This is a genomic window from Streptomyces sp. NPDC091282 (genome assembly GCF_044757385.1).
Classification (GTDB): domain Bacteria; phylum Actinomycetota; class Actinomycetes; order Streptomycetales; family Streptomycetaceae; genus Streptomyces; species Streptomyces gramineus.
In genome coordinates, this window is record NZ_JBIVUX010000005.1 from 1 (window position 1) to 25,435 (window position 25,435).

The window sequence follows — 25,435 nt, forward strand, 5'->3', positions numbered from 1 at the left end:
TTCCCTTTCCGGCGGTTCCGACTCTATCAGATCCTTTCGGCGTCTGATTCCCAGTCAGCGGGTGTTGTCTTCCCGGCTGTTGGGCCGTTCCGACGTCTCAAACCTTAGCGGATCCGCCTCCCGTTGCCCAATCGGGCCTTAGTGGCTCGACCGGACAGCACGGAGACCCGAAATCGAATTGAATTCGGGCGCGCCGAAATCAACCCGGTCGGGAGATCGTACTGATGGTGTGAGTGCCGCTCATGCGGCGGAGGTGCTGTCGAAGAACCGTTACGGCTCCGCGGCAACCCGAAGAACTATACGGATCGGGCAGGGCAGCGTCAACCACCCCTGTCAAGATTTTTTCCCGGCCCCCCTGACCTGCGTCAGTCCAGGTCGGTGAGGCGGCCGCCGGCGTCGGGCTGGGCGTGCTCCACGCGGCGCAGCAGCCGGGTGAGGACCTCGCCGAGCACACCGCGTTCTGCGGGAGAGAGGTCCTGGAGCAGGTCCTCCTCGAAGACGGAGGCGAGCCGCATGGCCTCCAGCCACTTCTCACGGCCCTCGGGCGTCAGCTCGACGATCACCCGGACCCGGTTGGACTCGTCGCGCTCCCGGGTGACCAGACCTTCGGCGACCATCCGGTCGATGCGGTGGGTCATCGCGGCCGGGGTGAGGCCGAGGCGCTTGGCCAGCTCGCTCGGGCCCAGGCGATAGGGGACTCCGGAGAGGACCAGGGCCTTGAGCACCTCCCACTCGGCGCTGCTGATGCCGAGGGCCGAGGTCTGGCGGCCGTAGGCGACGTTCATCCGGCGGTTGAGGCGGGACAGCGCCGAGACGACCTTCTCGACCTGGGGGTCGAGGTCCTGGAACTCGCGCTGGTAGGCGGCGATCTGTTCGTCGAGTGTCGGCTCGCCGGCGCCGGTGGTGTCGGCCATGCCCGAAGTATCGCACGAACGGGCTTGGCGTTGAAGTCCTTCACGATGTAGTCTTTAGCTTCGAACTTTAGCTTCTAAGTCTTCAGACTTCAGCAGTCCGCTGACTTAACGACCTGAGAGAGGTGAACGTGACCAGGGCGATGGGCGCAGCGATGCGCCGGATCCACGTGGGCAACGCACTCAGCGCGTTCGGGCTCGGCTTCACCGTCCCCTACCTGTACGTCTATGTGGCGCAGGTGCGGGGGCTGGGTTCCATGACAGCGGGGTTCGTGCTCGCTGTCTTCGCCGTGGCCGCGTTGATCGTGCTGCCGTTCGCCGGCCGGGCGATCGTGCGGCGCGGCCCTCTGCCGGTCCTCCTCACCGCCCTGGTCATGGCCTCGATAGGCGCGCTGAGCCTCGGACTGGCGGGACAGGCGGCCACCGTGCTGGCCGCGGCCGCGCTGCTCGGGGCCGGGCAGGCCGTGATGCAGCCGGCGCTGGCCACGATGATCGTGGACTGCTCGACGTCCCAGAACCGGTCGCGGGCGTTCGCGACGCAGTTCTTCCTGCAAAACCTGGGGCTCGGCGTCGGTGGCCTGATCGGCGGCCACCTGGTCGACACCACCCGGGTCTCCTCCTTCACGCTCCTGTTCGCGATCGAGGCGGCGATGTTCCTGCTGCTGGCCGGGGTGATGTCGACGGTGCGGATACCGCACGCGCCGCGGCTCGCGGACGTCCCCGGGTCGGCGGCGAAGAGCGGCTGGAAGCAGCTGCTCGGGAACCGCGCGATGGTGCAGCTGTGCGTGCTGGGCTTCGTCCTGTTCTTCGCCTGCTACGGCCAGTTCGAGTCCGGGCTGAGCGCGTACGGCGTGGAGGCGGCGGGGATATCGACGTCCGCGCTGGGGACGGCGCTGGCCGCGAACACGCTGATGATCGTGGTCGCCCAGTTCGCCGTGCTCCGGTTCGTGGAACGCCGGCGGCGGTCCCGGGTGATCGCGGCGGTCGGGCTGGTCTGGGCCCTCGCGTGGGTCGTGGCGGGGTACGCCGGGCTCGGGCACGGGAGCCAGGAGATGGCGACGGCCGCGTTCGTGTCGACGTACGCGCTGTTCGGGCTCGGTGAGGCGATGCTGTCGCCGACGGTCGCCCCGCTGGTGGCCGATCTGGCTCCGGCGGGCCAGGCCGGTCAGTACAACTCGGCGTTCGCCCTGGTGAAGCAGCTCGCGCTGGCGGTCGGCCCGGCGGTGGGCGGCCCGCTCGCGGCGTCCCTGCCCGCGCCGTACGTGGTGACGTTCCTGTTGTTCTCGCTGGGGATCAGCGTCCTGGCCGTACGGCTCGGACGGCGGCTGACCCTCGCCCAGGACCAGCCGTGGCTCGCCTCGAAGAGCGTGGTCGTGGCGCGGGGCGGAGCTGCCGCGGAGTCCGTCTCCGCGTAGCGGCGGTACGGGCCGGTGGGGCACCACCCGCTCGCCCTCGCCGCTTCCCGCGCCCCGGCACGGGCGCGGGAAGGCGTGCGATCAGTCCGCACACCCGCGGCGGCACCTCGCGGTCGTGCCGGTCGCTACCCCTTGGGCAGTACGAACTCGCACCACACCGCTTTCCCGCCGCCCGGGGTTCTTCGCGACCCCCAGCCGGAGGCGATCGTCGCCACGATCGCGATGCCCCGGCCGGACTCGTCGCCCGGTTCCGCGCGGCGGCGGCGCGGCAGGTGGTCGTCGCCGTCCGTGACCTCGATGATCAGGCGGCGGTCGGTGCGGCGCAGCCGCAGCCGCATGGGCGGGGTGCCGTGCTGGAGCGAGTTGGCGACCAGCTCGCTGGTGGCGAGGACGCCGAGGTCGTGGAGTTCGACGGGGAACCGCCAGCTGGTCAGGACGCCGGAGGCGAAGGCACGCGCGCGGGGTGCCGCCTCGACGCCGCCGAGCAGTTCCAGAGCCGCGTTGCGGAACAGCTCGCCGTCGGCGCCGGTGCGGGCCGGGTGCTGGAGGACGAGGACGGCGACGTCGTCGTCGTGGTCGGCGGTGACGCCGGCGGAGCGGACCAGGCGGTCGCAGACGACCTGCGGGGTGCCGGTGGCTCCCGCCAGCGCGCGTTCGAGCGCGGCGATGCCCTCGTCCAGGTCCTCGTCACGGCGTTCCACCAGGCCGTCCGTATAGAGGACAGCCGTGGAGCCGGGGCCCAGCGGTACCGAGCCCGACGTGTGGATCCAGCCGCCGGTGCCGAGCGGCGGGCCGGTCGGTTCGTCGGTGCGCAGCACGGTGCCGGTCTCGTCGCGGACCAGGATCGGCAGGTGGCCGGCCGAGGCGTAGACCAGCCGGCCCTCGTTCGGGTCGTGGATGGCGTAGGCGCAGGTGGCGATCTGGTTGGCGTCGATCTCGGTGGCGAGGCCGTCGAGGAGCTGGAGGACCTCGTGCGGGGGCAGGTCGAGGCGGGCGTAGGCGCGGACCGCCGTGCGGAGCTGGCCCATGACGGCCGCGGCCCGCACGCCCCGGCCCATCACGTCGCCGATGACGAGCGCGGTGCGGCCGCCGCCGAGGGTGATGACGTCGTACCAGTCGCCGCCGACCGCGGCCTCGGTGCCGCCGGGCTGGTAGGTCGCGGCGATGCGCAGGTCGTCCGGCTGTTCGAGTTCCTGCGGGAGCAGGCTGCGCTGGAGGGTGACGGCCGTCTCGCGCTGGCGGCGCTCGCTGGCGCGCAGCCGCTCGGCCGCCTCGGCGTGGTCGGTGACGTCGGTGGCGAACAGCAGGACGCCGCCGTCGTGGTCGGCGTTCTCGGCGACGGGTGTGCAGGTGAACGTGTAGGTGCGGCCGTCGAGGGCCTTGCGTGACTTCAGGGTGCGGGGCTTGCCGCTGCGCAGGACCTGGTCGAGGAGCGGGAGGAGACCGAGTTCGACGAGTTCGGGAAGGGCCTCGCGGGCGGGGGCGCCCGGGGGACGTACGCCGAAGGCCGCCGTGTAGGCGTCGTTGACGTACGCGATGTGGTGGTCGGGGCCGTGGACGAGGGCGACCAGGGCCGGGACGCGGTCCAGGACGTCGCGGGCGGGCAGTTCGTCGACGGCGGGCACACAGGGCGAGTCGTCAGTCAGTTGTTCGACGCGGGCAGCGGGCACGGAGCCTTCGCCCCGTCGGTCCGGGGGGACCGCGTGCTCGGTCCGCGCTGCGGCGCGGCGCTGCGTTCCGGGGAGCCGGGCGCTCCAGCGCGTGAAGTTCACGAATCCTTGCCTCGTGTCGTCGTCTCCGGCCTGCTTCGGGAGCGGCCGGGGTCCGGGGCATGTCCCCCGGTGCAGTTCTGGGGAGAAGCCTTGTGCTCGGTCGGGGGGCAGTCTGGCAGGGTGGCCGTCGGCGGCGACATCCGTCAGACGCCGGGGCGGGCCGTGGAGTTCCTGAGTTCCGTCAGGACGACCCGTTCGAGTCGTCGGAAGGACTGTGAGGAGGCTTTCCACCGGCCGCGAGTTCGAACTCCGCTCGGGGATGTTCGAGTGACCCGAGCGAGACGATCTCCCGCTTGAAGAGCCCGGAGAGGATCCATTCGGCGAGCACACGGGCCTTGCGGTTGAAGGTGGGCACCCTGCTCAGGTGGTAGACGCGGTGCATGAACCAGGCAGGGTAGCCCTTCAGCCTGCGTCCGTAGACCTGGGCGACGCCCTTGTGGAGTCCCAGGGAGGCGACGGAGCCGACGTAGGCGTGGGCGTAGGTGTCGAGGGGTTCGCCGCGCAGCGCGTGGACGACGTTGTCGCCGAGGACCTTCGCCTGCCTCACCGCGTGCTGTGCGTTGGGCGCGGTCTCGGTGCCGGGGGCGGCGGCGGTGACGTCGGGAACGGCGGCGGCGTCGCCCGCGGCCCACGCGTGGTCGACGCCGTCGATCGTCAGCTCGGCGGTGCATTTCAGCCGCCCGCGCGGGGTGAGCGGAAGGTCGGTGGCGGCGAGGACCGGGTGCGGTTTGACGCCGGCGGTCCACACGAGCGTGCGGGTGGGGAAGCGCTGGCCGTCGCTGAGGACGGCGACGCGGTCGGCGCAGGACTCCAGGCGGGTGTCCAGCAGTACCTGGATGTTGCGGCGGCGCAGCTCGGTGACGGTGTAGCGGCCCAGTTCGCGGCCGACCTCGGGCAGGATCCGGTCGGTGGCCTCGACGAGGATCCAGCGCATGTCCTCGGGCTGGACGTTGTGGTAGTACCGCGTGGCGTAGCGGGCCATGTCCTCCAGCTCGCCGAGGGCCTCCACGCCCGCGTAGCCGCCGCCGACGAAGACGAAGGTGAGGGCCGCGTCGCGGATCGCGGGGTCGCGGGTCGAGGAGGCGATGTCCATCTGCTCGATGACGTGGTTGCGCAGGCCGATGGCCTCCTCGACGGTCTTGAAGCCGATGCCGTGCTCGGCGAGACCGGGGACGGGCAGCGTGCGCGCGATCGAGCCGGGCGCGAGGACCAGTTCGTCGTACGGCAGGAAAGTGGCGCCTTTTCGCTCCTCGGCGGTGGCGAGGGTGGTGACTTCCGCGGTGCGCTTGGCGTGCTCGATGGACGTCACCTCGCCGATGACGACATGGCACCGGTCCAGAACGCGCCGCAGGGGTACGACGACATGACGAGGAGAAATCGAACCGGCGGCCGCCTCGGGCAGGAACGGCTGGTACGTCATGTAGGGATCGGGGGTGACGACGGTGATGTCGACCTCGTCCCGCCTGAGCTCCGCCTTCAGCTTCCGCTGGAGCCGCAGGGCCGTGTACATCCCGACGTAGCCGCCGCCGACAACGAGAATGCGCGCACGTTCCTTCACCATCCCATGACGCACCCGTGACTGTTGTTTGTCCACAGCCCCGGCAATTTGTGTGACCGGCGGACCGGTTCGGGGCGTGCCCGGCACCTGGTCAGGACCGGACGAAAGGGGCCAGGTCAGTGGGGGCGGGCGAGGGGGCGCGAAGGTGGTGAATCGGGATGTACGCGACCCGTACTCCGATCGGGGGGCGCTCCGTGCGGAACGTCCCCCTTCTGAATTGACAGCCTCTCAACTATGTTCGTGTGTCGACGGGGTGTAGGGGATGTGGCCGAACGGTCCGCGACGGGCGGGTCCGCCCGGCCGCCGGCCGATGGATCGGCGACAGTTCCACTCGCTCCGGCCTTCAAGTGCGGGGAGCGTCTCCGGGGGGAGACGTCATTAACCGGGGGAACACAGATGCATATTCAGGACACGCATTGGGCAACGGCTTCCGCGCTCGCGACGGGCGGCGGAGCGGTGAGCGCGGCGACGGGCGGGCGCGGCGACGGCCCGCGGACGACACCGCTGCGGGTGGACGCACAGCGCAATCTGGAGCACGTCCTGCGGGCGGCGCGCGAGGTCTTCGGTGAACTGGGCTACGGCGCGCCGATGGAGGACGTGGCGCGGCGGGCGCGGGTCGGGGTCGGCACGGTGTACCGGCGCTTCCCCAGCAAAGACGTCCTGGTCCGGCGGATAGCCGAGGAGGAGACCTCCCGGCTGACCGACCAGGCGCGCGCGGCGCTCGGGCAGGAGGACGAGCCGTGGTCGGCGCTGTCGCGGTTCCTGCGGACCTCGGTGGCGTCCGGGGCGGGGCGGCTGCTGCCGCCGCAGGTGCTGCGCGTCGGAGCGCCGGAGGAGGTCGGCGGGGCCGAGGAGGTCCGGGTGCCGCAGCAGCGGACGCAGCCGGCCGCGGGCGAGTTGCGGCTGGTGCCGGAGGAGCGGGAGCCGCTGGCCGCCGACGCCGACGACGCGGGCGCGGCCGCGCTGCTCGAGGTCGTCGGGCGGCTGGTGGAGCGGGCTCGTGCGGCGGGTGAGCTGCGGCCGGACGTCTCGGTCTCCGACGTGCTGCTGGTGATCGCCACCGCGGCGCCCTCGCTGCCGGACCCGGCGCAGCAGGCGGCCGCTTCGTCGAGGCTGCTGGACATCCTGCTGGAGGGGCTGCGGTCGCGGCCCTGAGGCAGCCGTGCCGGAGGGTGGCCCGCGCGGAGCCGGTTTCCCTTCCGGGTGACCGGTGGTGCGCCGCGCTGACCCGTGCGCTCGGACGAGTGGTAGGTCCGTCGCCCGGGGCCCCGGGAGGAAGCCGGTGTGGCAGTCTGACCCGGTGATTCGGTCGGATTGGGCAGGGGCATCGGGGGCGTTCCGCGATGGACGGTGACGGGTGGGACGAATCCGCCGGTGAGGAACTGACCTCGCCGCAGGTGCCCAGTCAGGGCGGGCGGGCCGGTGTACCGCCCGTCGGCGAACCGCCGGAAGGGAACGTTCCGGCACAGCGCAGCGGCAGTGTGCTGCCACCGCCCCGTGAACAGCCCCCCGCCGACGCCCAGTTGATCGAATGGATGCGCGGCGGCGACGACTCGGCGTACGAGGAGCTCTACCGCCGGCACGCGGACGCGGTACGGCGCTACGCGCGCACCTGCTGCCGGGACGCGCACACCGCGGACGACCTGACCGCCGAGGTGTTCGCCCGGATGCTGCAGGCGGTGCGCGGCGGATCCGGGCCCGAGTACGCCGTGCGCGCCTACCTGCTCACCTCCGTCCGGCGGGTCGCCGCGCAGTGGACCAAGTCGGCCCGGCGTGAGCAACTGGTCGACGACTTCGCGGTGTTCGCGGCGGAGTCCGCGCGCGGCTCCGACGTCTCCGACGCCGACACGCTCGATCTGGGCGCCGACGTACGGGCGATGCACGAGGCCGAGCGGTCGCTGGCGATGCAGGCCTTCCGTTCGCTGCCCGAGCGCTGGCAGGCCGTGCTGTGGCACACGGAGGTCGAGGACGAGTCGCCGAGCGAGGTGGCGACCTTGTTCGGGCTGGACGCCAACGGCACGCGTGTGCTGGCCAGTCGCGCCCGCGAGGGCCTGAAGCAGGCCTACCTCCAGGCGCATGTGAGCGCCTCCCTCATCGACGACGAGGAGTGCGCCCGCTACGCCGACCAGCTCGGCGGCTACGCCCGCCGCAAGCTGCGCATCCGCGCGGAACGGGGGCTGCGCAAGCACCTGGAGGAGTGCGCCAAGTGCCGGCTGGCCGCCGCCCAGATCGAGGAGGTCGCCGCCGGCATCCCGGCCGTCGTACCGGTCGCGGTCATCGGCTGGTTCGGGGCCGCCGGGTACGCCAAGGCGCTCGGGATCATCGCCGGCGGCGCCGGAGTGGGGGCCGCGGGCGCGGCCGCCGCGGCGGGCGGCTCGTCCGGCGGGGCGGGCGGTGGCGGTGCCGCGACCTCGGAGGGGCTGGGGGCACCGGTGAAGGCCGGTATCGCGGCCGGGGTCGTCGCGGTGGCCGCCGCCGCACTGGCCCTCGCCCTGGTGAACGACGGCCACCCGGCCAAGGAGGCGGCCCGCCCGGCCCCCACCACGCCGGTCGTCGAGCCCGGCACACCGACTCCGGCCCCCGCCCCGCCGAAGCGCGCGCCGCACCCCGAGCCGGTCGTCCTCGCCCCCGCGCCCGCCCCGAGCCCGACCCCGACACCGTCCCCCACACCGAAGCCCAGCCCCACCCCGACCCCCACTCCCCCTCCGGCACCCAGGCCGGCCCCGACGCCGACGCCGACACCCACTCCGCCGCCCGCTCCCCCGCCGGCCCCGGTCGTCTACCGGTGGAGCGAGCTGCGCTTCGACCTCACCGGCGACGGCACCCGGCCCGAGATGCGGCTCGGCGAGAGCAGCTGGGTGTGGCAGCGGTACGGGGTGACGGTGGCCGGCGAGCGGTACGCGAACGGCGTCACCGTGCACGGCCCGTCCTCCGTCACCATCGACCTCAACCGCGAGTGCACCGCCTACGACGCGATGGCCGGCGTCGACGACATGACCCTCGGCCTCGGCAAGGCCGCCTTCGCCGTCTACGCGGACGGGGAGCGGCTGTGGCGGTCAGGGACGGTCGAGGGCGGGCAGGCCGCCGTCCCCGTGCACGTGGACCTCACCGGCCGCCGGACCGTGCGCCTGGAGGTCGAACCGGGCGACGGGTTCGACGCGTTGGGGCTCGCCGACTGGGCCGATTCGAGGTTCACCTGCCGGTAGCCGTGCCCAGGGGCGTCCCGCTCGGCTCGCTCAGCTCGCGCAGGACGTCCTCCTCGGTGAGGGACGCACCGCGGGCGCGCTCGGCCGCGTAGCGGTCGGGGGTCAGTGCCGTGCGGGCGGCCGCGTCGATCTGCTCGGCGCGGGTGCGCTCCGGTTCGGAGCGCGGGCCGCCGGCCCGCCAGTGGTCGGTGGCCGCGAACAGCCGTACCGCGCCCGCCAGATCGCCGATCCGGGCCAGCAGGTCGGCGGCGACGTCCACGAGGGCCGCGGTGATCACCTCGGCGCAGCGGGCCTCCATCGCCTCGCGCAGCCCGTCGGCCACGATCGGCAGTCCGTGCCGCGGGCCGTCCTCCATCGCCGAGATCAGCGCCTCGACCGCGCGGAACCCCGCCGTGAACTGGGGAGGCGGGGTGCCGCCCAGCGTCGCCTCGCGCGACTCGTCCAGGTACCCGCGGGCACGGGCCGGGTCTCCCTCGTGCTGGGCCATGTGCGCGCGCAGCAGCGCCACGAACGCCTTCGACTCGGCGACCCCGTACCGCTCGGAGGCCTCGCTCGCCCGGTCCAGGGTGTCCCGTGCGGCCGCCAGGTCACCGGAGCGGTAGGCGATCTCGGCGAGCCGCGCGATCAGGAACGGCGTCTCGGCGTGCGCGCCGACCTCGTGGGCCAGCCGCATCGCCTCCGCGTACTCGGCCTCCGCCTCCGCGTACCGGCCGCGCGCCATGGCGGCCTCGCCGGCCGCGCTGCACACCTGCGCCCGCATCCAGCGGTCCCCGACCCGCCGGCTGAGGATCCGCAGCTCCGCGAGGTCCTCGTCGACGCCCCGCAGATTGCCGGGCGAGTCGACCAGGACGTGAGCGCGGTACATCAGGGTGGCGCCGATCTCCCAGTCACCGCCATAGGCACGGCAGTTGGCGACGACGGCGGACATGTCGGGACCGGCGTCCGCCGTGAGGCCGAGGAACCAGGCGGTCAGCGGCCAGACGATGCCCGGCAGCCGGGCGGAGCGCGGACCGCCCGCCTCGAAGGAGGACCGCACCAGCGCGACGTACTCCGGGGCCCGCTCGTCCTTGGCCAGCCCGGTCGGGACGGACTCGGAGGTCAGCAGCAGGTCGAACATCCGCAGGTCCATCCGCAGGTCGTACAGCGGATGCCCGCGCTCGGCGTCCGGCGCGGCCAGCAGCGCGCCCACCGGGTCCGCCGCGTCGGCCAGCGCGCGCAGCTCCTCCGGGCCCGCGCCGTCCGGCAGAGCGTCCCGCGCGACGCCCAGACGCAGCACCGCGCCCATCCAGGCCATGGCCTCCAGGCGGTAGTTCCGCAGCCACCAGAACCAGCTGACGGCGAGGACGATCCGGCCCGCCAGTGCCTCGTCGCCCGCCCGCACCGCGCGGTCGAGGGCGGCGCGGATGTTGTCGAGGTCGGTCTCCAGGCGGCGGATCCAGGGCAGTTGTTCCCCGGACCGCAGCTTGGGATCCGCCTCCTCCAGCAGCGCCCGCACCCAGGTGCCGTGCCGGCGCTCGGCGGCCGCGCGCAGCCCGGGGACCTCGGCGGCACGTTCGGCGGCGTACTCGTGGATGGTCTCCAGCATGCGGTAGCGCATGCCGCCGGTGCCGTCCGGACCGTCCGGGGCGGCGACGACCAGGGACTTGTCGACGAGCGCCCCGACGAGGTCGGCGACCGGGCCGGTGCACACGGCCTCCGCCGCCGTGAGGTCCCAGCCGCCGGCGAAGACGGACACCTCGCGCAGGACCGTGCGCTCGCCCTCGTCCAGCAGGTCCCAGGACCAGTCGACGACCGCGCGCAGGGTCTGCTGGCGGGGCAGGACCGTGCGGCTGCCGGAGGTGAGCAGGCGGAAGCGGTCGTCGAGCCGGTCGGCGATCTGCCGGGGCGTCAGCAGTCGCAGCCGGGCCGCCGCGAGTTCGATGGCGAGGGGCAGGCCGTCCAGACGGCGGCAGATCTCGTCCACCGCGGTCCGGTCGCCCGGTGCGCCGGGGCGGGCGACGGCGGCGCGTTCCTCGAAGAGCCGGTGCGCCTGTTCCGGGGCCAGCGGCTCGACCGGGCGCACCGACTCGCCGGGGACGCCGAGGGGTTCCCGGCTGGTCGCGAGGATCGTGAGGTCCGGGCAGTGGGTGAGCAGGGTCTCCGCGAGGGCGGCCGCCGCTTCGATGACGTGTTCGCAGTTGTCGAGGATCAGGAGCAGGCTGCGCCGCGCGCAGTACTCGATGAGCAGGGCCGTGGGGTCGGCCTGCGGGGGCGCGAGTTCGTTGCTCAGCAGCACGGTCTCGCGCAGACCGAGGGCGCTGACCACCGCGCCCGGCACCGCCTCGGGCCGGTCGAGCGGGGCCAGCTCGACGAGCCATGCCTGCGGGAGCGCGGCGGCGGCCTCCTCGGCGAGGCGGGTCTTTCCGGAGCCGCCCGGTCCGGTGAGGGTGACCAGGCGGGCCCCGCGCAATTCGGAACGAACCGCGTCGAGTTCGGGTTCCCGGCCCACGAAGGAGGTGAGCCGCGGACGCAGGTTGCCGGTGCGCGGCGGGGGCGGGACGGGCGGGGCCGGTTCCTGTCTGAGCAACGACGCGTGCAGCGACCGGAGTTCCGCGCCGGGGTCGGTGCCGAGGCCGTCGGCCAGGGTGCGGCGGGCGGTCTCGTAGGCGGCGAGGGCGTCCGCCGGGCGGCCGGCGTCGCGCAGGGCGCGGATGAGCAGGGCGTGCAGCGTCTCGTCGTACGGGTGCGCCGCGGTCAGCGCGGTCAGCTCCGGTACGGCGTCGCAGGCGCGGCCCAGGCGGAGGGCGGCGTCGGCCCGGGTACGGGTGGCTTCGAGCCGCAGGGCCTCGGGGCGGGCGGCGGCCGCCGTCCGGTCGGGCAGGTCGGCGAGGGCGGGGCCGCTCCACAGGGCGAGGGCGTCGGTGAGCAGGCGGTGCGCGGTGGCCGGGTCGGCGGCGGCCGCGCCCTCGCGGACCCGGCGTTCGAAGACGTGCAGGTCGACGTCGTCCTCGGTCGCCTCCAGCCGGTAGCCGCCGGAGGAGGAGCTGATGCTGTCCCTGCCGAGGACCCGGCGGAGCCGGCCGACGAGGGCCTGGAGAGCGGCCGGGGCGTCCTGCGGCGGGTCGTCGTCCGCCGCCCAGACCTCCTGGATCAGGGTCTCCGCGGTGAGGGTGCGATGCGGGTGGAGGGCGAGGACGGTGAGCAGCGCGCGCAGGCGGGGGCCGCCGACGGGTATGGGGGTGCCCTGCTCATCGGTCGCTCGGGTGACACCCAGGATTCGGTACCGCACCGGCTCATTGTCACCGGCCCACGGCAACGGGGCACGGGGGTTTCAGAGGCGCCCCACCCCCACCAGGACCGCGAGGAACTGCGCCAACACCCCCCACGGGCACATAGCCCCGACCCACCGCACAGCACCCCACCAGGGGCGCGAGGAACTGCGCGAACAACCCCCACCGGCCCGCAGCCGAAGAAGAAGCCGAAGCCGAGGTCGACGTCGAAGTGCCGGAGGCCCCGTCACGCCCCCGACGCCAGCGCCCCCCGCATCGGGCGGATCCCCGCCGGAACCGCACGCGCGCGGGCCGGTGTCCCCGTCCAGCAGGTCCCCCGGCGGGACAGCAGGCGGCGGAGCCACAGCTCCAGGGAGACCAGGTCGGCGAGGCCGTCCAGCGGCAGGGGCTCGCCCGCCGCCGCCGCGCGGACCGCCCGGCGGACCACCCGCGCCTCCACCAGCCCCGCCTGCGCCAGCAGCGGCGTGGAGAAGAGGGCGATCAGGTCGTCGGCCGCGACCCGCAGCCCGGTGCGGGTGGCGGCGGCGGAGGAGGCGTGGGAGGTGGCGCCCCAGCCGGGCGGGAGGTCGGCGACGCCGGCGCCCTCCAGGACCGTGCGGAGGATGGCGGCGCGGGCCCCCGGCTGCACGCGCAGGGCCTCGGGCAGGGCGCGGCAGGCGCGGACCACCTGGTTGTCGAGGAAGGGGGCGTGCAGGCGCTGCGAGCGGATCTCCGCGGCCTGTTCCAGGACGCGGATGTCGGCCGCGTGCCGGGCCAGCACCGCACGCGCGCGGTAGTCGCCGGGACGCTGGCCGGGCCCGACGCCGGACCGGTTCGCCGCCCCCTGGAGCAGAACCGATACTTCAGCCAGTGCCTCCCCCGTCAGCCACCGCGCGGCGGGCCCGGGTCTCGCCCAGCTGAGCGCCGCGAGCGACGCGCCCACCGCGCCCCCCGGCTCGTCGAAGCGGCGCCGCAGCAGGCGTTCGGCGAGCGACTCGACACCCGCGCCGTACGGCGTACGCGCGAGCCGTCGTGCCGCGCTGTACACGCGCGCGGAGACCATCACCGAGCCGTCGGCCTTGGCGAGCGCGGCGACCGGGCGGACCAGGTGCCGGCGCTTGCGGTCCATCAGCAGGTCGGCGAGGCGCGCGGGGTGCGCGTCCAGGACCTGGCGGGCGCCGTAGCCGGTGAAGTGGTCGGCGCTGCCGGCGGCCAGGCGGGCGCGATGTCTGGCGGCGTGCACCAGGGAAGGCCCCGGTTCGTCGGTCAGCGGGCCCTCCAGGTCGGCGTAGGGGAGCATGTCCTCGCCGCCGGTCACCACCACGTGGTGCAGCCGCGGGTTGGCCGCCAGGTTCCCCGCCCGTTGGAGTTCCGCCTCGCGGCCGCCGACGGCGAGGTCGTTGAAGGTGACCGCCAGCAGGCGCTCGCCGGCGCCCGTGCCGTGGCCCAGGACCGTGCCGGGCATGCCGGGCAGTCCGGCGGCCAGCAGGGCGAGGGTGCCGGAGGCGGGGCCGCCGGACAGGTCGGCGCCGATGCCCGGCACCGGCATCCCGCGCGCCGCACGCCGTTCGGCGGGGCCCATGCCGGGCACCGGACCGGGGTCGATGTCCGGGACGTGCCGGGGTGCCGACAGCCGCGCGCGTACGGCTTCTACGAGTGCGTCCCGTACGGCGTCCACCGCGCGGTCGGGGTCGGCGGCGGGCGCCGCGACGGCGAGCGAGGCGACCTGCTCGTACCCGGCGACCTCGCGCGCCCCGGTGCGCAGGATCAGCGCATGCCCCGGCGGAATGCGCCGCACGCCCTCGTACGGGGTCGAGTCGTGCACCGCCGCCGGTACGTCCGGGGCGGCCAGGAGGGCGGCGAGGTGGCCGTAGTCGAGGTTGGCCTCGATCAGGTCGGCGAGCGGCAGCGCGGCCGTGGCGTAGGCCGTACCGCCTGCCCAGGGGGTGTGGAAGACCGGGCGTGCGCCGGCCAGGTCGCCGCAGACGGTGATCCGGCGGCCGACCTGGACGACGGCGGTGTAGCTGCCGGACCAGGCGGTCAGATGCCGGAGTGCGCCCCCGCGCGCCGTGAAGAGGCCGAGGCGCAGCTCCTCGTCGGTGGCGCCGCAGGTGCCGAGGACGGCGATGCGGTTCTGCGCGTCGGCCCTGATGACGCGCACCTCGTCGGGGCGCCAGTCGCCGACCGCCCAGAGCGGGTCCGGGTCGCCCCACAGCAACTGGGAGCCGACGGGGTGGACGGTCTCGCCGTCGTAACCCGTGGCGCCTGCGGAGCCGAGCGTGGGGGCACCGGAGGCGGTGCTGCTCCATCCCACCAACCACCGCATCGACGCCTCCACAGGCTGTGGACAACCATGCACGGGTACGAACCGAGCCCCATGCTGCCATGAAGGACCGGCTGCGGAGTGGCGGTGGGGCCGCCTTTGATCCTCGGAAGTTTTCCGGGAGTTGCCGCAGGACCGGCGCCCGTGCGGCCGGTGCGCGAACGTCGCCTCGAAGCCGAACCGCCGTACGGCACAAGGTGGCTGCGACGCGAATGCGCCCCCTGTACGCTCCCTGAGAACGCCCTTCGCGCCCTCAATTCCCGTGGTAGGAGCGTTGATCGCCCGCAGAACGATGGGGCGATTTTCGGCCAATTCGGCGAGGTCGGTGCGGCGGTGCGCACGCTCCGTACATGCTTTGCGCACCGCACGCACTCGTACTCGAACGCGCACAGTCCGGGAGGCGGGCATCGCCTCCCGGACCGGTCCGCCACCCGCGGGGATTGAGGTGGCGGTGTCCCCCAGCCCACTGGATCCAGTACAGCGGGCCGACCCACGCACCACCCATGGAATCGCTCCCCCGATGGCCGGAGAAGAGCGCACGCACGGGCGCACGGCCACACGGCGGGGGCACGACGCGACCTGGTGTGCACGGTGCGTATATGGGCCGCACTCGCGTACGGACCACAATCCCGCCATCCGGAACAATGCCCCTTAACGCTTGGGATGCGGCGAACTACGCTGGGTTTACGAATGCCGCGTGGTTATGCCAGCGCGGCAGCCGTCTGTGTCGAGGGGTGGCGCATGTCCAGGGAGCAACGCGGGCCGAACGAAAAACTCGGCACCGTTCTCGCCCTCGCGGGAATCAGCAACGCAGGACTCGCGCGACGCGTCAACGATCTTGGCGCTCAACGCGGGTTGACTCTTCGCTACGACAAGACGTCGGTGGCGCGCTGGGTGTCGAAGGGCATGGTGCCGCAGGGCGCCGCGCCGCATCTCATCGCGGCCGCGATCGGCCAGAAGCTCGGCCGCCCGGTGCCGCTCCACGAGATCGGCCTGGCGGACGCGGATCCCGCGCCCGAAGTGGGCCTCGCCTTCCCGAGGGACGTCGGACAGGCGGTCCGCTCGGCCACCGAGCTGTACCGGCTCGACCTCGCCGGCCGCCGGGCCGGTACCGGCGGCATCTGGCAGTCGCTGGCCGGTTCGTTCGCGGTGAGCGCGTACGCGACGCCCGCCTCGCGATGGCTGATAACCCCCGCCGACAGCTCCGTCGCGCGCGAGGCGAACGCCGCGGAGGCCTCCGGCGCACCGCTCAAAGTCGGCCACAGCGACGTGCAGAAGCTGCGCGAGGCGGCCGAGGACGCGAGACGCTGGGACTCCAAGTACGGCGGCGGCGACTGGCGTTCCTCGATGGTGCCGGAGTGCCTGCGCGTGGAGGCGGCGCCGCTGCTGCTCGGCGCGTACTCCGACGAGGTCGGACGGGCGCTGTTCGGCGCGAGCGCCGAACTGACCCGGCTGGCCGGGTGGATGGCCTTCGACACGGGACAGCAGGAGGCCGCGCAGCGGTACTACATCCAGGCGCTGCGGCTCGCGCGCGCGGCGGCCGACGTGCCGCTCGGCGGGTACGTCCTGGCATCGATGTCGCTGCAGGCGACCTACCGCGGGTTCGGCGACGAGGGCGTCGATCTCGCGCAGGCCGCCGTCGAGCGCAACCGTGGCCTGGCCACCGCCCGGACGATGAGCTTCTTCCGGCTGGTCGAGGCGCGCGCCCACGCGCGTGCCGGTGACGCGCAGGCCGCGGGGGCCGCGCTGAAGGCCGCCGAGGGCTGGCTGGAGCGGGCACGGGAGGGCGACAACGACCCCTCCTGGCTGGGCTTCTACGGATACGACCGGTTCGCCGCCGACGCCGCCGAGTGCTACCGGGACCTGAAGGCGCCGCGGCAGGTGCGGCGGTTCACGGAGCAGGCGCTGTCGAAGCCGACGGAGGAGTTCGTGCGGTCGCACGGGCTGCGGCTGGTCGTCTCGGCCGTCGCCGAACTGGAGTCCGGAAACCTCGACGCGGCCTGCGAGCAGGGCGTGCGGGCCGTGGAGGTCGCCGGGCGGATCTCGTCGGCCAGGACCACCGAGTACGTGAAGGATCTGCTGCACCGGCTGGAACCGTACGGGGACGAGCCGCGGGTGGTGGAGCTGCGGGAGCGGGCGCGGCCCCTGCTGATGGCACCGGCGTGACAGCCGCCCCCGGCCACCGCCGGGGGCGGTCCGTCCCGGCGCGCGGGGGACGTTTCAAAGTGATGTCAGTGGCGCAGTGCACTATCGAGCGTGGGAGGTGGTGCGGGTGTCCGCCGGGGTCGCCTATGACTGTGATGTGCTCGTCGTCGGGGGTGGGATCGTCGGGCTGTCCACGGCGTACGCGATCAGCCGGGCCGCGCCGGGCACCCGGGTCACCGTCCTGGAGAAGGAGGCCGGGCCGGCACGGCACCAGACGGGCCGGAACAGCGGGGTCATCCACAGCGGGATCTACTACCGGCCCGGGTCGCTGAAGGCGCGGTACGCCGTCAAGGGCGGAGCCGAGATGGTCAAGTTCTGCGCGGAGTACGGCATCGACCACGCCGTCACCGGCAAGCTGATCGTCGCCACCGACCGGGCCGAGCTGCCCCGGCTGCACGCGCTCGTGCAGCGCGGCCGGGAGAACGGGATACCGGTCCGTGAGCTGGGGAGCGCCCAGATCGCGGAGTTCGAGCCCGAGGTGCGGGGGCTGGCCGCCATACACGTGGGGACGACCGGCGTGTGCGACTACGTGGAGGTCGCCCGGCAGTTCGGCGAGGCGTCCGGGGCGGAGATCCGCTACGGGGCCCGGATCGAGCGCGTCGACCGGCGGCCGGAGCGGGGCGTGGCCGTGCGCACCGAGCGCGGGGACGTCGTACGCGGGCGCGTGCTGGTGAACTGCGCCGGGCTGTACTGCGACGAGATCGCCCGGCTGGCCGGGGACGACCCGGGGATGCGGATCGTGCCGTTCCGCGGGGAGTACTACGAGCTGGCGCGGCGGGAGCTGGTGCGGGGGCTGGTCTACCCGGTGCCCGATCCGGCGTTCCCGTTCCTCGGCGTGCACCTCACCCGGGGCATCGACGGCGGCGTGCACATCGGACCCAACGCGGTGCCGGCGCTGGCCCGGGAGGGGTACGGCTGGGGAGTCGTCCGCCCCCGGGAGGTCGCCGGGACGCTGGCCTGGCCGGGATCGTGGGCGCTGGCCAGGCGGCACTGGCGGTACGGCGGCGGCGAGCTGCGCAGGTCGGTCTCGAAGCGGGCGTTCACGGCGGCCGTACGGCGGCTGCTGCCGGCCGTGACGGAGGCGGACCTGGTGCCTGCGCCGGCCGGGGTGCGGGCGCAGGCGGTGCTGCGGGACGGCTCGCTGGTCGACGACTTCCTGATCAAGGAGGGCGCGCGGACGGTGCACGTGCTGAACGCGCCCTCGCCCGCGGCGACGGCCTCGCTGCCCATCGGCCGGGAGGTGGCGCGCCGGGCGCTGGCGATGCTGGACTCGGTGTGACGGCCGCGGTGGCCGGGCCCGGCCCTGCCGGCCGGTTCCGCACGGGCCGTAAAATCGACGGCACTGTGTCTGACTCGCTCAATGCCCCAGAAGCCCCCAGGCCCGCCGAGACCGTCCCCGGCGCGGGCACTCCGCACGTTCCCGGTGTGCCGGTGCGGCACAACCGGGCCAAGGGGGAGCCGCGGTTCCCCGACGGGCCCAGCGCCGATCCGGCCGGATCCCACTTCGAGCGCCGGATCCGCAGTTTCCAGCCACGGCGCAGCCGGGTCACCGCCGGGCAGGCCGACGCCCTGCAGCGGCTGTGGCCCAAGTGGGGCCTGGACATCGACGGGCAGCACGTCATCGATCTCGGCGCGCTGTTCGGGAACGGCAACCCCGTCGTCCTGGAGATCGGCTTCGGCATGGGCGAGGCGACCGCGCAGATGGCCGCAGGGGACCCGGACACCAACATCCTCGCCGTCGACGTGCACACGCCGGGGCAGGGGAACCTGCTCAACCTCGCCGAACAGAACGGTCTGTCCCACGTCCGGGTCGGCAACGGGGACGCGATCATCCTGCTGCGGGAGATGCTCCCGCCCGAGTCGCTGGACGGGCTGCGGGTGTACTTCCCGGACCCCTGGCCCAAGAAGCGGCACCACAAGCGGCGGCTGATCCAGCCCGAGTTCCTCGACCTCGCCGCGACCCGGCTCAGGCCCGGGGCCGTCGTGCACTGCGCGACGGACTGGGAGCCGTACGCCGAACAGATGCTCGACGTCCTCGACGCGCACCCGGCGTTCGAGAACACCCAGGCCGGGGGCGGTTTCGCGGCACGTCCCGAACACCGGCCGCTGACCCGTTTCGAGGGGCAGGGGCTGGACAAGGGTCACGTGGTGAACGATCTGCTCTTCCGTCGCGTACAGCATCCGGTGCAGCAGGGCGAACCGCACCGACAGGAGTCACCTCGTTAGGGTCGATGCCGTGGCCACCTCCCCGCCGCCGTACCCGCCGTATCCGTCGTACCCGCCGCACCCCGCCGGTGCCGGGCTGCGGCATCCCCGCTGGTGGCAGCGGCGCTGGGTGCGCTACGGCGCGCTGGGCGGCCTGCTCGCGGTCTCCGGGCTGGTCATCCTGGCGCTGGTGCGTGAGCAGACCGGCACGGAGGGGTTCCTGGTCGGGCTCGGCCTGGCGGTGCTGCCGGTGCCGCTGCTGATGGGCGCGTTCCGCTGGCTGGACCGGGTCCAGCCGGGACCCTGGCGGAACCTGCTGTTCGCGTTCGCCTGGGGAGCGTGCGCGGCCGCGCTGATAGCGATCGTCGCCAACAGTTTCGCGACGCGCTGGATAGCGACGGCGACCACGGATCCGAGCAGCGCGGACACGCTCGGGGCGACCGTGATAGCGCCGATCGTCGAGGAGTCCGCCAAGGCCGCGGCCGTGCTGATGGTCTTCCTGTTCCGCAGACGCGACTTCACCGGGCTCGTCGACGGCGTGGTGATAGCCGGGATCACCGCCACCGGGTTCGCGTTCACCGAGAACATCCTCTATCTCGGTACGGCGTTCGGCACCGACCGGCTCTCCGGCGATTCCGGTATCGCCTCGGTCACCGCCGCGACGTTCTTCGTCCGCATCGTCATGTCCCCGTTCGCGCATCCCCTGTTCACCGTCCTCACCGGCATCGGCTTCGGCGTCGCCGCGCTCTGCGGGGAACGCCAGCGGGCGCGGCGGGCGCTCGCCCCGGTGGCCGGGCTGCTGCTCGCGATGGGCATGCACGCGCTGTGGAACGGCTCGTCGTCGTTCGGGCAGTACGGGTTCTTCGCCGTGTACGGCATGTTCATGGTGCCGGTGTTCGGGCTGCTGACCTGGCTGGCGGTCTGGACCCGGCAGCGGGAGCTGCGGACCGTCCGGGAGGAACTGCCCGCGTACGTGTACGCCGGCTGGATGGGACCGGCCGAGCCGTTCGTGCTGGGCTCGATGCGGGCGCGGCAGATGGCCCGGGAGTACGCCGCCTACCACTTCGGCAAGCCGGCCGGCCGTGCGGTGGCCGCCTACGAGGCGGACGCGACGACGCTCGCCCTGCTCCGCCGCCGGGGACGGCGGGGCCGGGCGGACGCCGACTTCACGGTGCGGGAGCGGCAGCTGCTCACGGCGCTGTGGGACCGGCGCGAGCTGGTCCGTCCGGCCCTGGACTACGCGGCCCGCGCCGCGGCCCCGAACGGCCGGCCGGGGTACGGGGCCTACCCGCCCCCGGCCGGTGGCGCACCCGGCTGGTACGGGGCCCCGGCGCCGTACGCGCCCCACAACCCGTACGGCGGCTCGTACGCGCCGAACAACCCGTACAGCGGCTAGGGCCTCACGAACCTCACGCGGAGGCGGCCGTGAGCCGGTTGAGTTCCTGCTCGGTCAGCTCCAGGCCGGCGACGGCCAGCAGGGCCGGCAGCTGCTCCAGCGAGCGGGCCGAGGCGATCGGGGCGGTGACGGTGGGCTGGGCCGCGAGCCAGGCCAGGGCGACCGTGGGGACCGCGGCGGAGTGGGCCTCGGCGATCTCGTCGAGGGCGGCCAGGACCTTCGGGCCCCGCTCGGTCTCCAGGTACTGGGCGGCGCGGCCCGCGCGGGCGCTGTCCACCGCCGCGCCGGGGCGGTACTTGCCGGTGAGGAAGCCCGCGGCGAGCGCGAAGTACGGGACCGCGGCCAGGCCCGTGCGGGAGGCCAGCTCCTGCAGGGCGCCCTCGTAGGTGTCGCGGGAGACCAGGTTGTAGTGGGGCTGGAGGGCGACGTACCGGGCCAGGCCCTCGCGGTCGGAGAAGTCCAGCGACTCCTGGAGCCGCTCCGCGGTGATGTTGGAGGCGGCGATGTGCCGGACCTTGCCGGCCCGCACCAGCTCGTCCAGGGCGCCGATGATCTCCTCGACCGGGATCTCGGGCTGGTCGAAGTGCGTGTAGTACAGGTCGATGTAGTCGGTGCCCAGGCGGCGCAGGGACGCGTCCGCGGCGGCCTTGATGTTCGCGCCGGACAGGCCGGGGTACTCGGGGTGCTGGCTGACCTTCGTCGCGATGACGACGTCGGCGCGGTTGCCGCGTTCCTTGACCCACTTGCCGATGACGGTCTCGGACTCACCGCCCTGGTGGCCCTCGATCCAGGCCGTGTACGCGTCGGCGGTGTCCACGAAGTTGCCGCCCGCGTCGGTGTACGCGTCGAGGACGGCGAAGGAGGCGGTCTCGTCGGCGGTCCAGCCGAAGACGTTGCCGCCCAGGCAGAGCGGGAACACCTCCAGATCGGAGGCGCCGAGCTTGCGGAGGGAGCCGGATGCGGGAGAAGCGGAAGAAGGGGTCATGTCCCAGTTCAACACCGGCCGCCTGCGGACCGATGCCGCCGCAACGCGAAGTTCTCGTAAAAGCGGAAGGCCCCGGCCCGGCCCGGGACACACCGGACCGGCAGCCCTGACGTCGGGGGGGTGTCGTCAGGGCCGCCGGGGATCAGTGGGGTCGGTCAGGGGTTGAGGCCCTTGCCGCGCAGCCAGGTCATCGGGTCGATGCCGGTGGCCTGGCCGCCGGGGTGGACCTCCAGGTGGAGGTGCGGGCCGGTGACGTTGCCGGTGGCGCCGACCCGGCCGATGACGTCGCCGGTGGCGACCTTCTGGCCGACCTTGACGCCGATCGAGGACTGGTGGCAGAACCACAGCTCGGTGCCGTCGTCGAGGGTGAGGATCGTGCGGTAGCCGTAGGAACCGGCCCAGCCGGCCTCCGTGACGGTGCCGCTGTGCACGGCCTTGATCAGGGTGCCGGTGGGAGCGGCGAAGTCGAGGCCGGTGTGGTACCCGGAGGCCCACATGGAGCCGGCCTGCCCGAAGGTGCCGGTGATCGTGTACGAGACGACCGGCAGCGTGTACTGCTTGGCCAGCGCGGCGAGCCGCTTCTGCTCGGCCTGCGCCTTCTCGGCGGCCTGCGCCTTCTCCTTGGCGTCCGCGGCCTGGGTGGCCGCGGCCTTCTCCGCCTTGGCCTCGGCGTCGGAGACCGCCTTGTCGGCGGCGGCCACGGCCTTGGCGGTGGCCCGGACGTCGATCTGGGTCTGCTGCTGCTCGGCCTGGGCGATGATCCGGCTGCGCAGTGCCTCACCGGCGTCGGAGGAGGAGTCCGCGTCGGTGGCGGTCGCCGTGGTGACGCTGCTGAGCGCGGTCTGGGTGGCCTGGTGGCCGGCGCCGTCGCCGAGCAGGGAGTCGACGGAGGACGGCAGGTCGGGCAGCGAGATGGAGACCGGCGGCTTGCCGGTGTTGGCGCTGGCCATGCCGCCCGCGCCGACGGCGGCGATGACACCGACGCCGAGGACCGTGGAGCTGCGGGCGAGTCCGCCGCCGCGCTGCTTGGAGACGCGGTGCCGGCCGCGTACCGGGGCGAGGGACTCCTCGGTGGGGTTCCACTCCTCCCAGGGGCCCTCGTCGGTGCGCAGGCCGCCGTAGCCGTAGGCCTCGGGCTGACGCTGGCTGGGCACGAACGGGGCTGTCGGAGCAGGCCGGTTGGACGCCACGCGGGCGCACTCCTTTCCTTCCGCTGCCTACCGGGTTAGCTGACGGGTTCGGAGCAGGAAGGTCTCCTACGCGCGTATACCGGCCGTTTCGTACCCGGCGACATACGTGCGATTCACCCCAAGTAGGTGGTTCCCCGGTTCCCTTGCGGGATTCGGCGCGTGCGCACGGAGCCGTCGCGGGTGACGGCTGGGACGACCGCGCTGCGTTATCGAACGTTAATAGACGCGGCTGGCAGATTCCAAGCCGTTCTCCTTGATCATTAAGCTTTCAAAGCAAGGACTTACCTGCCACGAACGGTCAAAAACGGTCGAGTTGGCCGTGCGTTCTGCGCGGCACAGGAGTCACGCGCGTTTTGATGGTGACTCAGATGTTATGCGGAGGGCTTCCGTCCGCACACCGAGGGTGACATCCCCCTGGACGGGCGCTCAGGTGCGCCGCACCACCAGCAGCGCCATGTCGTCCGCCATCCGGCCGCCGGTGTGCCGGCGCACCTCGGCCGCGAGACGGGCCAGCAGCGCCCCCGGGGCGGTGCCGGCCCGGCCGGCCAGCCGCCGCTCCGGGTCGAAGAACCGGCCGTGCGCGTCCCGGGCCTCGGAGAGGCCGTCGGTGTGCAGCAGCAACGCGGCCCCGCCCGGGAACGGCCGCTCGGCGGCCCGGTCCGGCCAGGCGCCCAGCTCGCCCATCCCCAGCGGCAGCGCGGCCTCGGACACCTCGACCGGGCGCACCGTGCCGTCGGCGTGCAGCAGCAGCGGCGGCGGATGGCCCCGGTTGACGACCCGGACCGTGCCCTCGCCGTGCGGGAGTTCGGCGAGCACGGCGGTGGTGAACCCCTCGAACGTGTCGACGCCGCCGCGCCGGACGCCCTCGCGGGCCAGCGCCCGTTCCAGCCTCCCCGCCACCGCCTCCAGCGAGGCCTCCTGCTCGGCGGCCTCCCGGAACGCGCCGAGCACCACCGCGACGGCGGCGACCGCGCCCATCCCCTTGCCGCGGACGTCGCCGACGACCAGCCGCACCCCGTACGGGGTGTCCTGGACGGCGTACAGGTCACCGCCGACGAGAGTGCCCTCCTGGGCCGCCTCGTAGCGGGCGGCGATCTCGAAGCCGCCGATCCGTTCGGCGGGCTCGGGCAGCACCGCGCGCTGGGCGGCCTCGGCGACCTCGCGGGCGGAGGCCAGCCGCTGGTCGCCGCGGCGCACGACCCGGTTGATGCCGGCGGCGAGGGCGGAGACGGTGGCCACGGTGGTCAGCTCGGTGACGGCGTCCGCGTCGGGCACGTAGCCGAAGCGCGCGTGCACGGCGTAGACGGCGAGGAAGGAGGCCAGGCCGGTCAGGACCGTGGTGCGCAGGGAGGAGAGGGGAGCGGCGACCAGCGGGGCGGCCGTGAAGAACGGCACGGCCGTGAAGGCGACCGGGGTGAGGGCGTCGTAGAAGACACCGCCGACGATCAGCAGGGCGGGCAGCAGGCGGGCCAGGGTGCGGACGGTCACGGACCCGTCCTCCGGCGCCTCTCCGAAGCCCACGGTACGACTCTCCTCTGTTCCGGGATCCCCCTGCGTGTCCGTCCAGATTTGCGGCTGCGAGCGGAGGGCGGCGAGCGGTGTGGGCCGGGCGGATGAGCGCGGGCGGATGTGACGACGGACACGTGCCGGTGGACGCCGGTCCGGGCCGGACACGACTCAGGGCCGGAATCCCTGTTCGGAATTCCGGCCCTGGGCCTTCAGTAGCGGGGACAGGATTTGAACCTGCGACCTCTGGGTTATGAGCCCAGCGAGCTACCGAGCTGCTCCACCCCGCGTCGGTGAAACCAGCATACGCCATCGGAAGAGGGCGAGTCACATCGGTTGAACGCGGTCAGCTCAGCAGGTGGCCGTTGGGGGCCTTCGCCAGGTCCTCGTACGCGCCGAGCACCAGCACCGCCACCCCCGCCTCACGCAGCGCTCCCGTCCCGTCGGCCGCCTCGACGAAGGTGTCCGGTTCGCGCCACGCCGTCACCACCCGCCGCACCCCGGCCCGCAGGATCAGCTCGGCGCAGGGATGCGGCCGGGAGGCGCGGCGGGTGCAGGGTTCGAGGCTGGTGTAGACGGTGGCGGTGGCCAGCCGCGGGTCGTCCGCGGGGATCTTGGCCAGGGCCGCCTCCTCCGCGTGCACGACGGGGTCGCCGGCCTCGCGCGAGTGGCCGCGGGCCAGTTCCGTGCCGTCGGCCGCGACCACCACGGCGCCGACGCTGAACGCGGTCCGCGAGGGCGGGCAGTCGGCCGCCAGTTCGCAGGCGATCCGCAGCCAGTGCCGGTCGGCGGCGGACACCGACCCGCCCGCGCCGGGCGCGGTGGGCTCGTACCGCATCAGGACGACGTCCTCGATACGGCGGCTCTCCACGAGCCGCAGCCGTCCCGCCTGGTATCCGCCGGGCCCGAACAGGCGCGGCGCCTTCGGGTCGCCGACGAAGAGGGGCGCCAGGACCAGCTGCAGTTCGTCGGCGAGGCCCTGCTGGAGGAGCTGGGTGTGGACGGTGCCGCCGCCCTCGACCATCAGCCGGCCGACCCCGCGCGCCTCGTACAGGTCCCGCAGCAGCGCGGGCCAGTCGAGCGCGGTGCCGAGGGAGACGACGTCGGCGGCGACACCGAGGCCGCGGATCCGCGCCGCGCCCTCGTCCGTGGTGTACACGACCTTCTCGCCGCCGGTGTGCCAGAACCGCGCGTCCGGGTCCAGGTCGCCGGTCGCGGTGACCGTGACCTTCAGCGGGTACTCGGGCCGGCCCGCGGCGACCCGGGCCGCGCGCCGGCCGGGGTCGTTGACCAGCAGCCGCGGGTTGTCCGCGCGGATGGTGCCGGCGCCGATCAGGATCGCGTCGACGCCGGCCCGCACCTCGTCGACGCGGTCGAAGTCGGCCGGGGAGGAGAGCAGCAGCCGGTCGGGGCCGGTGTCGTCGAGACAGCCGTCGAGGGAGACGGCGGCGGACAGCAGGACGTAGGGGTACGGCATCGGACGGGCTCACTCCCGGGGGCGACGGGCGGGCTGGG

The 25,435-nt window shown here is 73.7% G+C and carries 16 protein-coding genes, 1 tRNA gene and 1 riboswitch; of the genes, 7 read left to right on the forward strand and 10 right to left on the reverse strand.

Going from position 1 to position 25,435, the window contains the following annotated elements; translation table 11 throughout:
- Positions 1-365: 365 nt before the first annotated feature.
- Positions 366-914 (reverse strand): MarR family transcriptional regulator, encoded by a 549-nt coding sequence (locus ACIQOE_RS23255; protein WP_351328871.1) that lies wholly within the window; start codon positions 912-914, stop codon positions 366-368.
- Between the two features lie 140 nt (positions 915-1,054).
- On the opposite strand from ACIQOE_RS23255, the gene ACIQOE_RS23260 reads away from it, so the two are divergent.
- The gene (locus tag ACIQOE_RS23260) at positions 1,055-2,326 is read left to right on the forward strand and encodes an MFS transporter (protein WP_351328873.1); all 1,272 of its coding nucleotides are present in this window, start codon (positions 1,055-1,057) and stop codon (positions 2,324-2,326) included.
- Between the two features lie 125 nt (positions 2,327-2,451).
- Here ACIQOE_RS23260 and ACIQOE_RS23265 read toward each other — a convergent pair whose 3' ends face one another.
- Both ACIQOE_RS23265 and ACIQOE_RS23270 read right to left on the reverse strand, forming a co-directional pair.
- Positions 2,452-4,098, reverse strand: a complete 1,647-nt coding sequence (locus ACIQOE_RS23265) for a SpoIIE family protein phosphatase (protein WP_351328869.1) — start codon at positions 4,096-4,098, stop codon at positions 2,452-2,454.
- 181 nt (positions 4,099-4,279) lie between these two features.
- The gene (locus tag ACIQOE_RS23270) at positions 4,280-5,659 is read right to left on the reverse strand and encodes an NAD(P)/FAD-dependent oxidoreductase (protein WP_351328868.1); all 1,380 of its coding nucleotides are present in this window, start codon (positions 5,657-5,659) and stop codon (positions 4,280-4,282) included.
- A gap of 393 nt (positions 5,660-6,052) precedes the next feature.
- On the opposite strand from ACIQOE_RS23270, the gene ACIQOE_RS23275 reads away from it, so the two are divergent.
- Positions 6,053-6,811, forward strand: a complete 759-nt coding sequence (locus tag ACIQOE_RS23275; RefSeq protein WP_351328866.1) for a helix-turn-helix domain-containing protein — start codon at positions 6,053-6,055, stop codon at positions 6,809-6,811.
- A 188-nt stretch (positions 6,812-6,999) separates the two neighbouring features.
- Positions 7,000-8,862 (forward strand): sigma-70 family RNA polymerase sigma factor, encoded by a 1,863-nt coding sequence (locus ACIQOE_RS23280; RefSeq protein WP_401413421.1) that lies wholly within the window; start codon positions 7,000-7,002, stop codon positions 8,860-8,862.
- Here the strand turns inward: ACIQOE_RS23280 and ACIQOE_RS23285 are convergent.
- Positions 8,849-12,130: a BTAD domain-containing putative transcriptional regulator gene (locus ACIQOE_RS23285; RefSeq protein ID WP_401413423.1), complete on the reverse strand. Its 3,282-nt coding sequence runs from the start codon at positions 12,128-12,130 to the stop codon at positions 8,849-8,851. The two genes, ACIQOE_RS23280 and ACIQOE_RS23285, sit on opposite strands and share 14 nt — an antisense overlap.
- A 227-nt stretch (positions 12,131-12,357) precedes the next feature.
- Positions 12,358-14,436, reverse strand: coding sequence for an asparagine synthase-related protein (locus ACIQOE_RS23290; RefSeq protein WP_363013060.1), 2,079 nt, complete (start codon positions 14,434-14,436; stop codon positions 12,358-12,360).
- Between the two features lie 738 nt (positions 14,437-15,174).
- Between ACIQOE_RS23290 and ACIQOE_RS23295 the strand changes: the two genes are divergently transcribed.
- The 4 genes from ACIQOE_RS23295 to ACIQOE_RS23310 all read left to right on the forward strand — a co-directional run bounded on the left by ACIQOE_RS23295 (position 15,175) and on the right by ACIQOE_RS23310 (position 20,239).
- On the forward strand, positions 15,175-16,599 hold the full coding sequence (locus ACIQOE_RS23295) for an MFS transporter (protein WP_365565659.1): 1,425 nt from the start codon (positions 15,175-15,177) through the stop codon (positions 16,597-16,599).
- A 76-nt stretch (positions 16,600-16,675) separates the two neighbouring features.
- A complete protein-coding gene (gene lhgO, locus ACIQOE_RS23300; RefSeq protein WP_351328858.1) occupies positions 16,676-17,917 on the forward strand; it encodes an L-2-hydroxyglutarate oxidase in 1,242 nt (413 codons plus the stop codon).
- A 65-nt stretch (positions 17,918-17,982) separates the two neighbouring features.
- Positions 17,983-18,864 (forward strand): tRNA (guanosine(46)-N7)-methyltransferase TrmB, encoded by an 882-nt coding sequence (gene trmB / locus ACIQOE_RS23305; RefSeq protein ID WP_365565662.1) that lies wholly within the window; start codon positions 17,983-17,985, stop codon positions 18,862-18,864.
- 10 nt (positions 18,865-18,874) lie between these two features.
- Positions 18,875-20,239 (forward strand): PrsW family intramembrane metalloprotease, encoded by a 1,365-nt coding sequence (locus ACIQOE_RS23310; protein ID WP_401413426.1) that lies wholly within the window; start codon positions 18,875-18,877, stop codon positions 20,237-20,239.
- A gap of 13 nt (positions 20,240-20,252) precedes the next feature.
- On the opposite strand, the gene ACIQOE_RS23315 is transcribed toward ACIQOE_RS23310, so the two are convergent.
- The 5 genes from ACIQOE_RS23315 to ACIQOE_RS23335 form a co-directional block, all read right to left on the reverse strand.
- The gene (locus ACIQOE_RS23315) at positions 20,253-21,224 is read right to left on the reverse strand and encodes an aldo/keto reductase (RefSeq protein ID WP_401413428.1); all 972 of its coding nucleotides are present in this window, start codon (positions 21,222-21,224) and stop codon (positions 20,253-20,255) included.
- 155 nt (positions 21,225-21,379) lie between these two features.
- A complete protein-coding gene (locus tag ACIQOE_RS23320) occupies positions 21,380-22,414 on the reverse strand; it encodes a M23 family metallopeptidase (protein WP_362649181.1) in 1,035 nt (344 codons plus the stop codon).
- Positions 22,415-22,421: 7 nt separating this feature from the next.
- A riboswitch (cyclic di-AMP (ydaO/yuaA leader) is annotated at positions 22,422-22,582 on the reverse strand.
- A gap of 258 nt (positions 22,583-22,840) precedes the next feature.
- Positions 22,841-23,935: a PP2C family protein-serine/threonine phosphatase gene (locus ACIQOE_RS23325; protein WP_401413431.1), complete on the reverse strand. Its 1,095-nt coding sequence runs from the start codon at positions 23,933-23,935 to the stop codon at positions 22,841-22,843.
- Positions 23,936-24,136: 201 nt separating this feature from the next.
- Positions 24,137-24,210 (reverse strand) — tRNA-Met (locus ACIQOE_RS23330).
- 56 nt (positions 24,211-24,266) lie between these two features.
- Positions 24,267-25,397, reverse strand: a complete 1,131-nt coding sequence (locus ACIQOE_RS23335; protein ID WP_351328848.1) for a dihydrofolate reductase family protein — start codon at positions 25,395-25,397, stop codon at positions 24,267-24,269.
- Positions 25,398-25,435 lie beyond the last annotated feature (38 nt).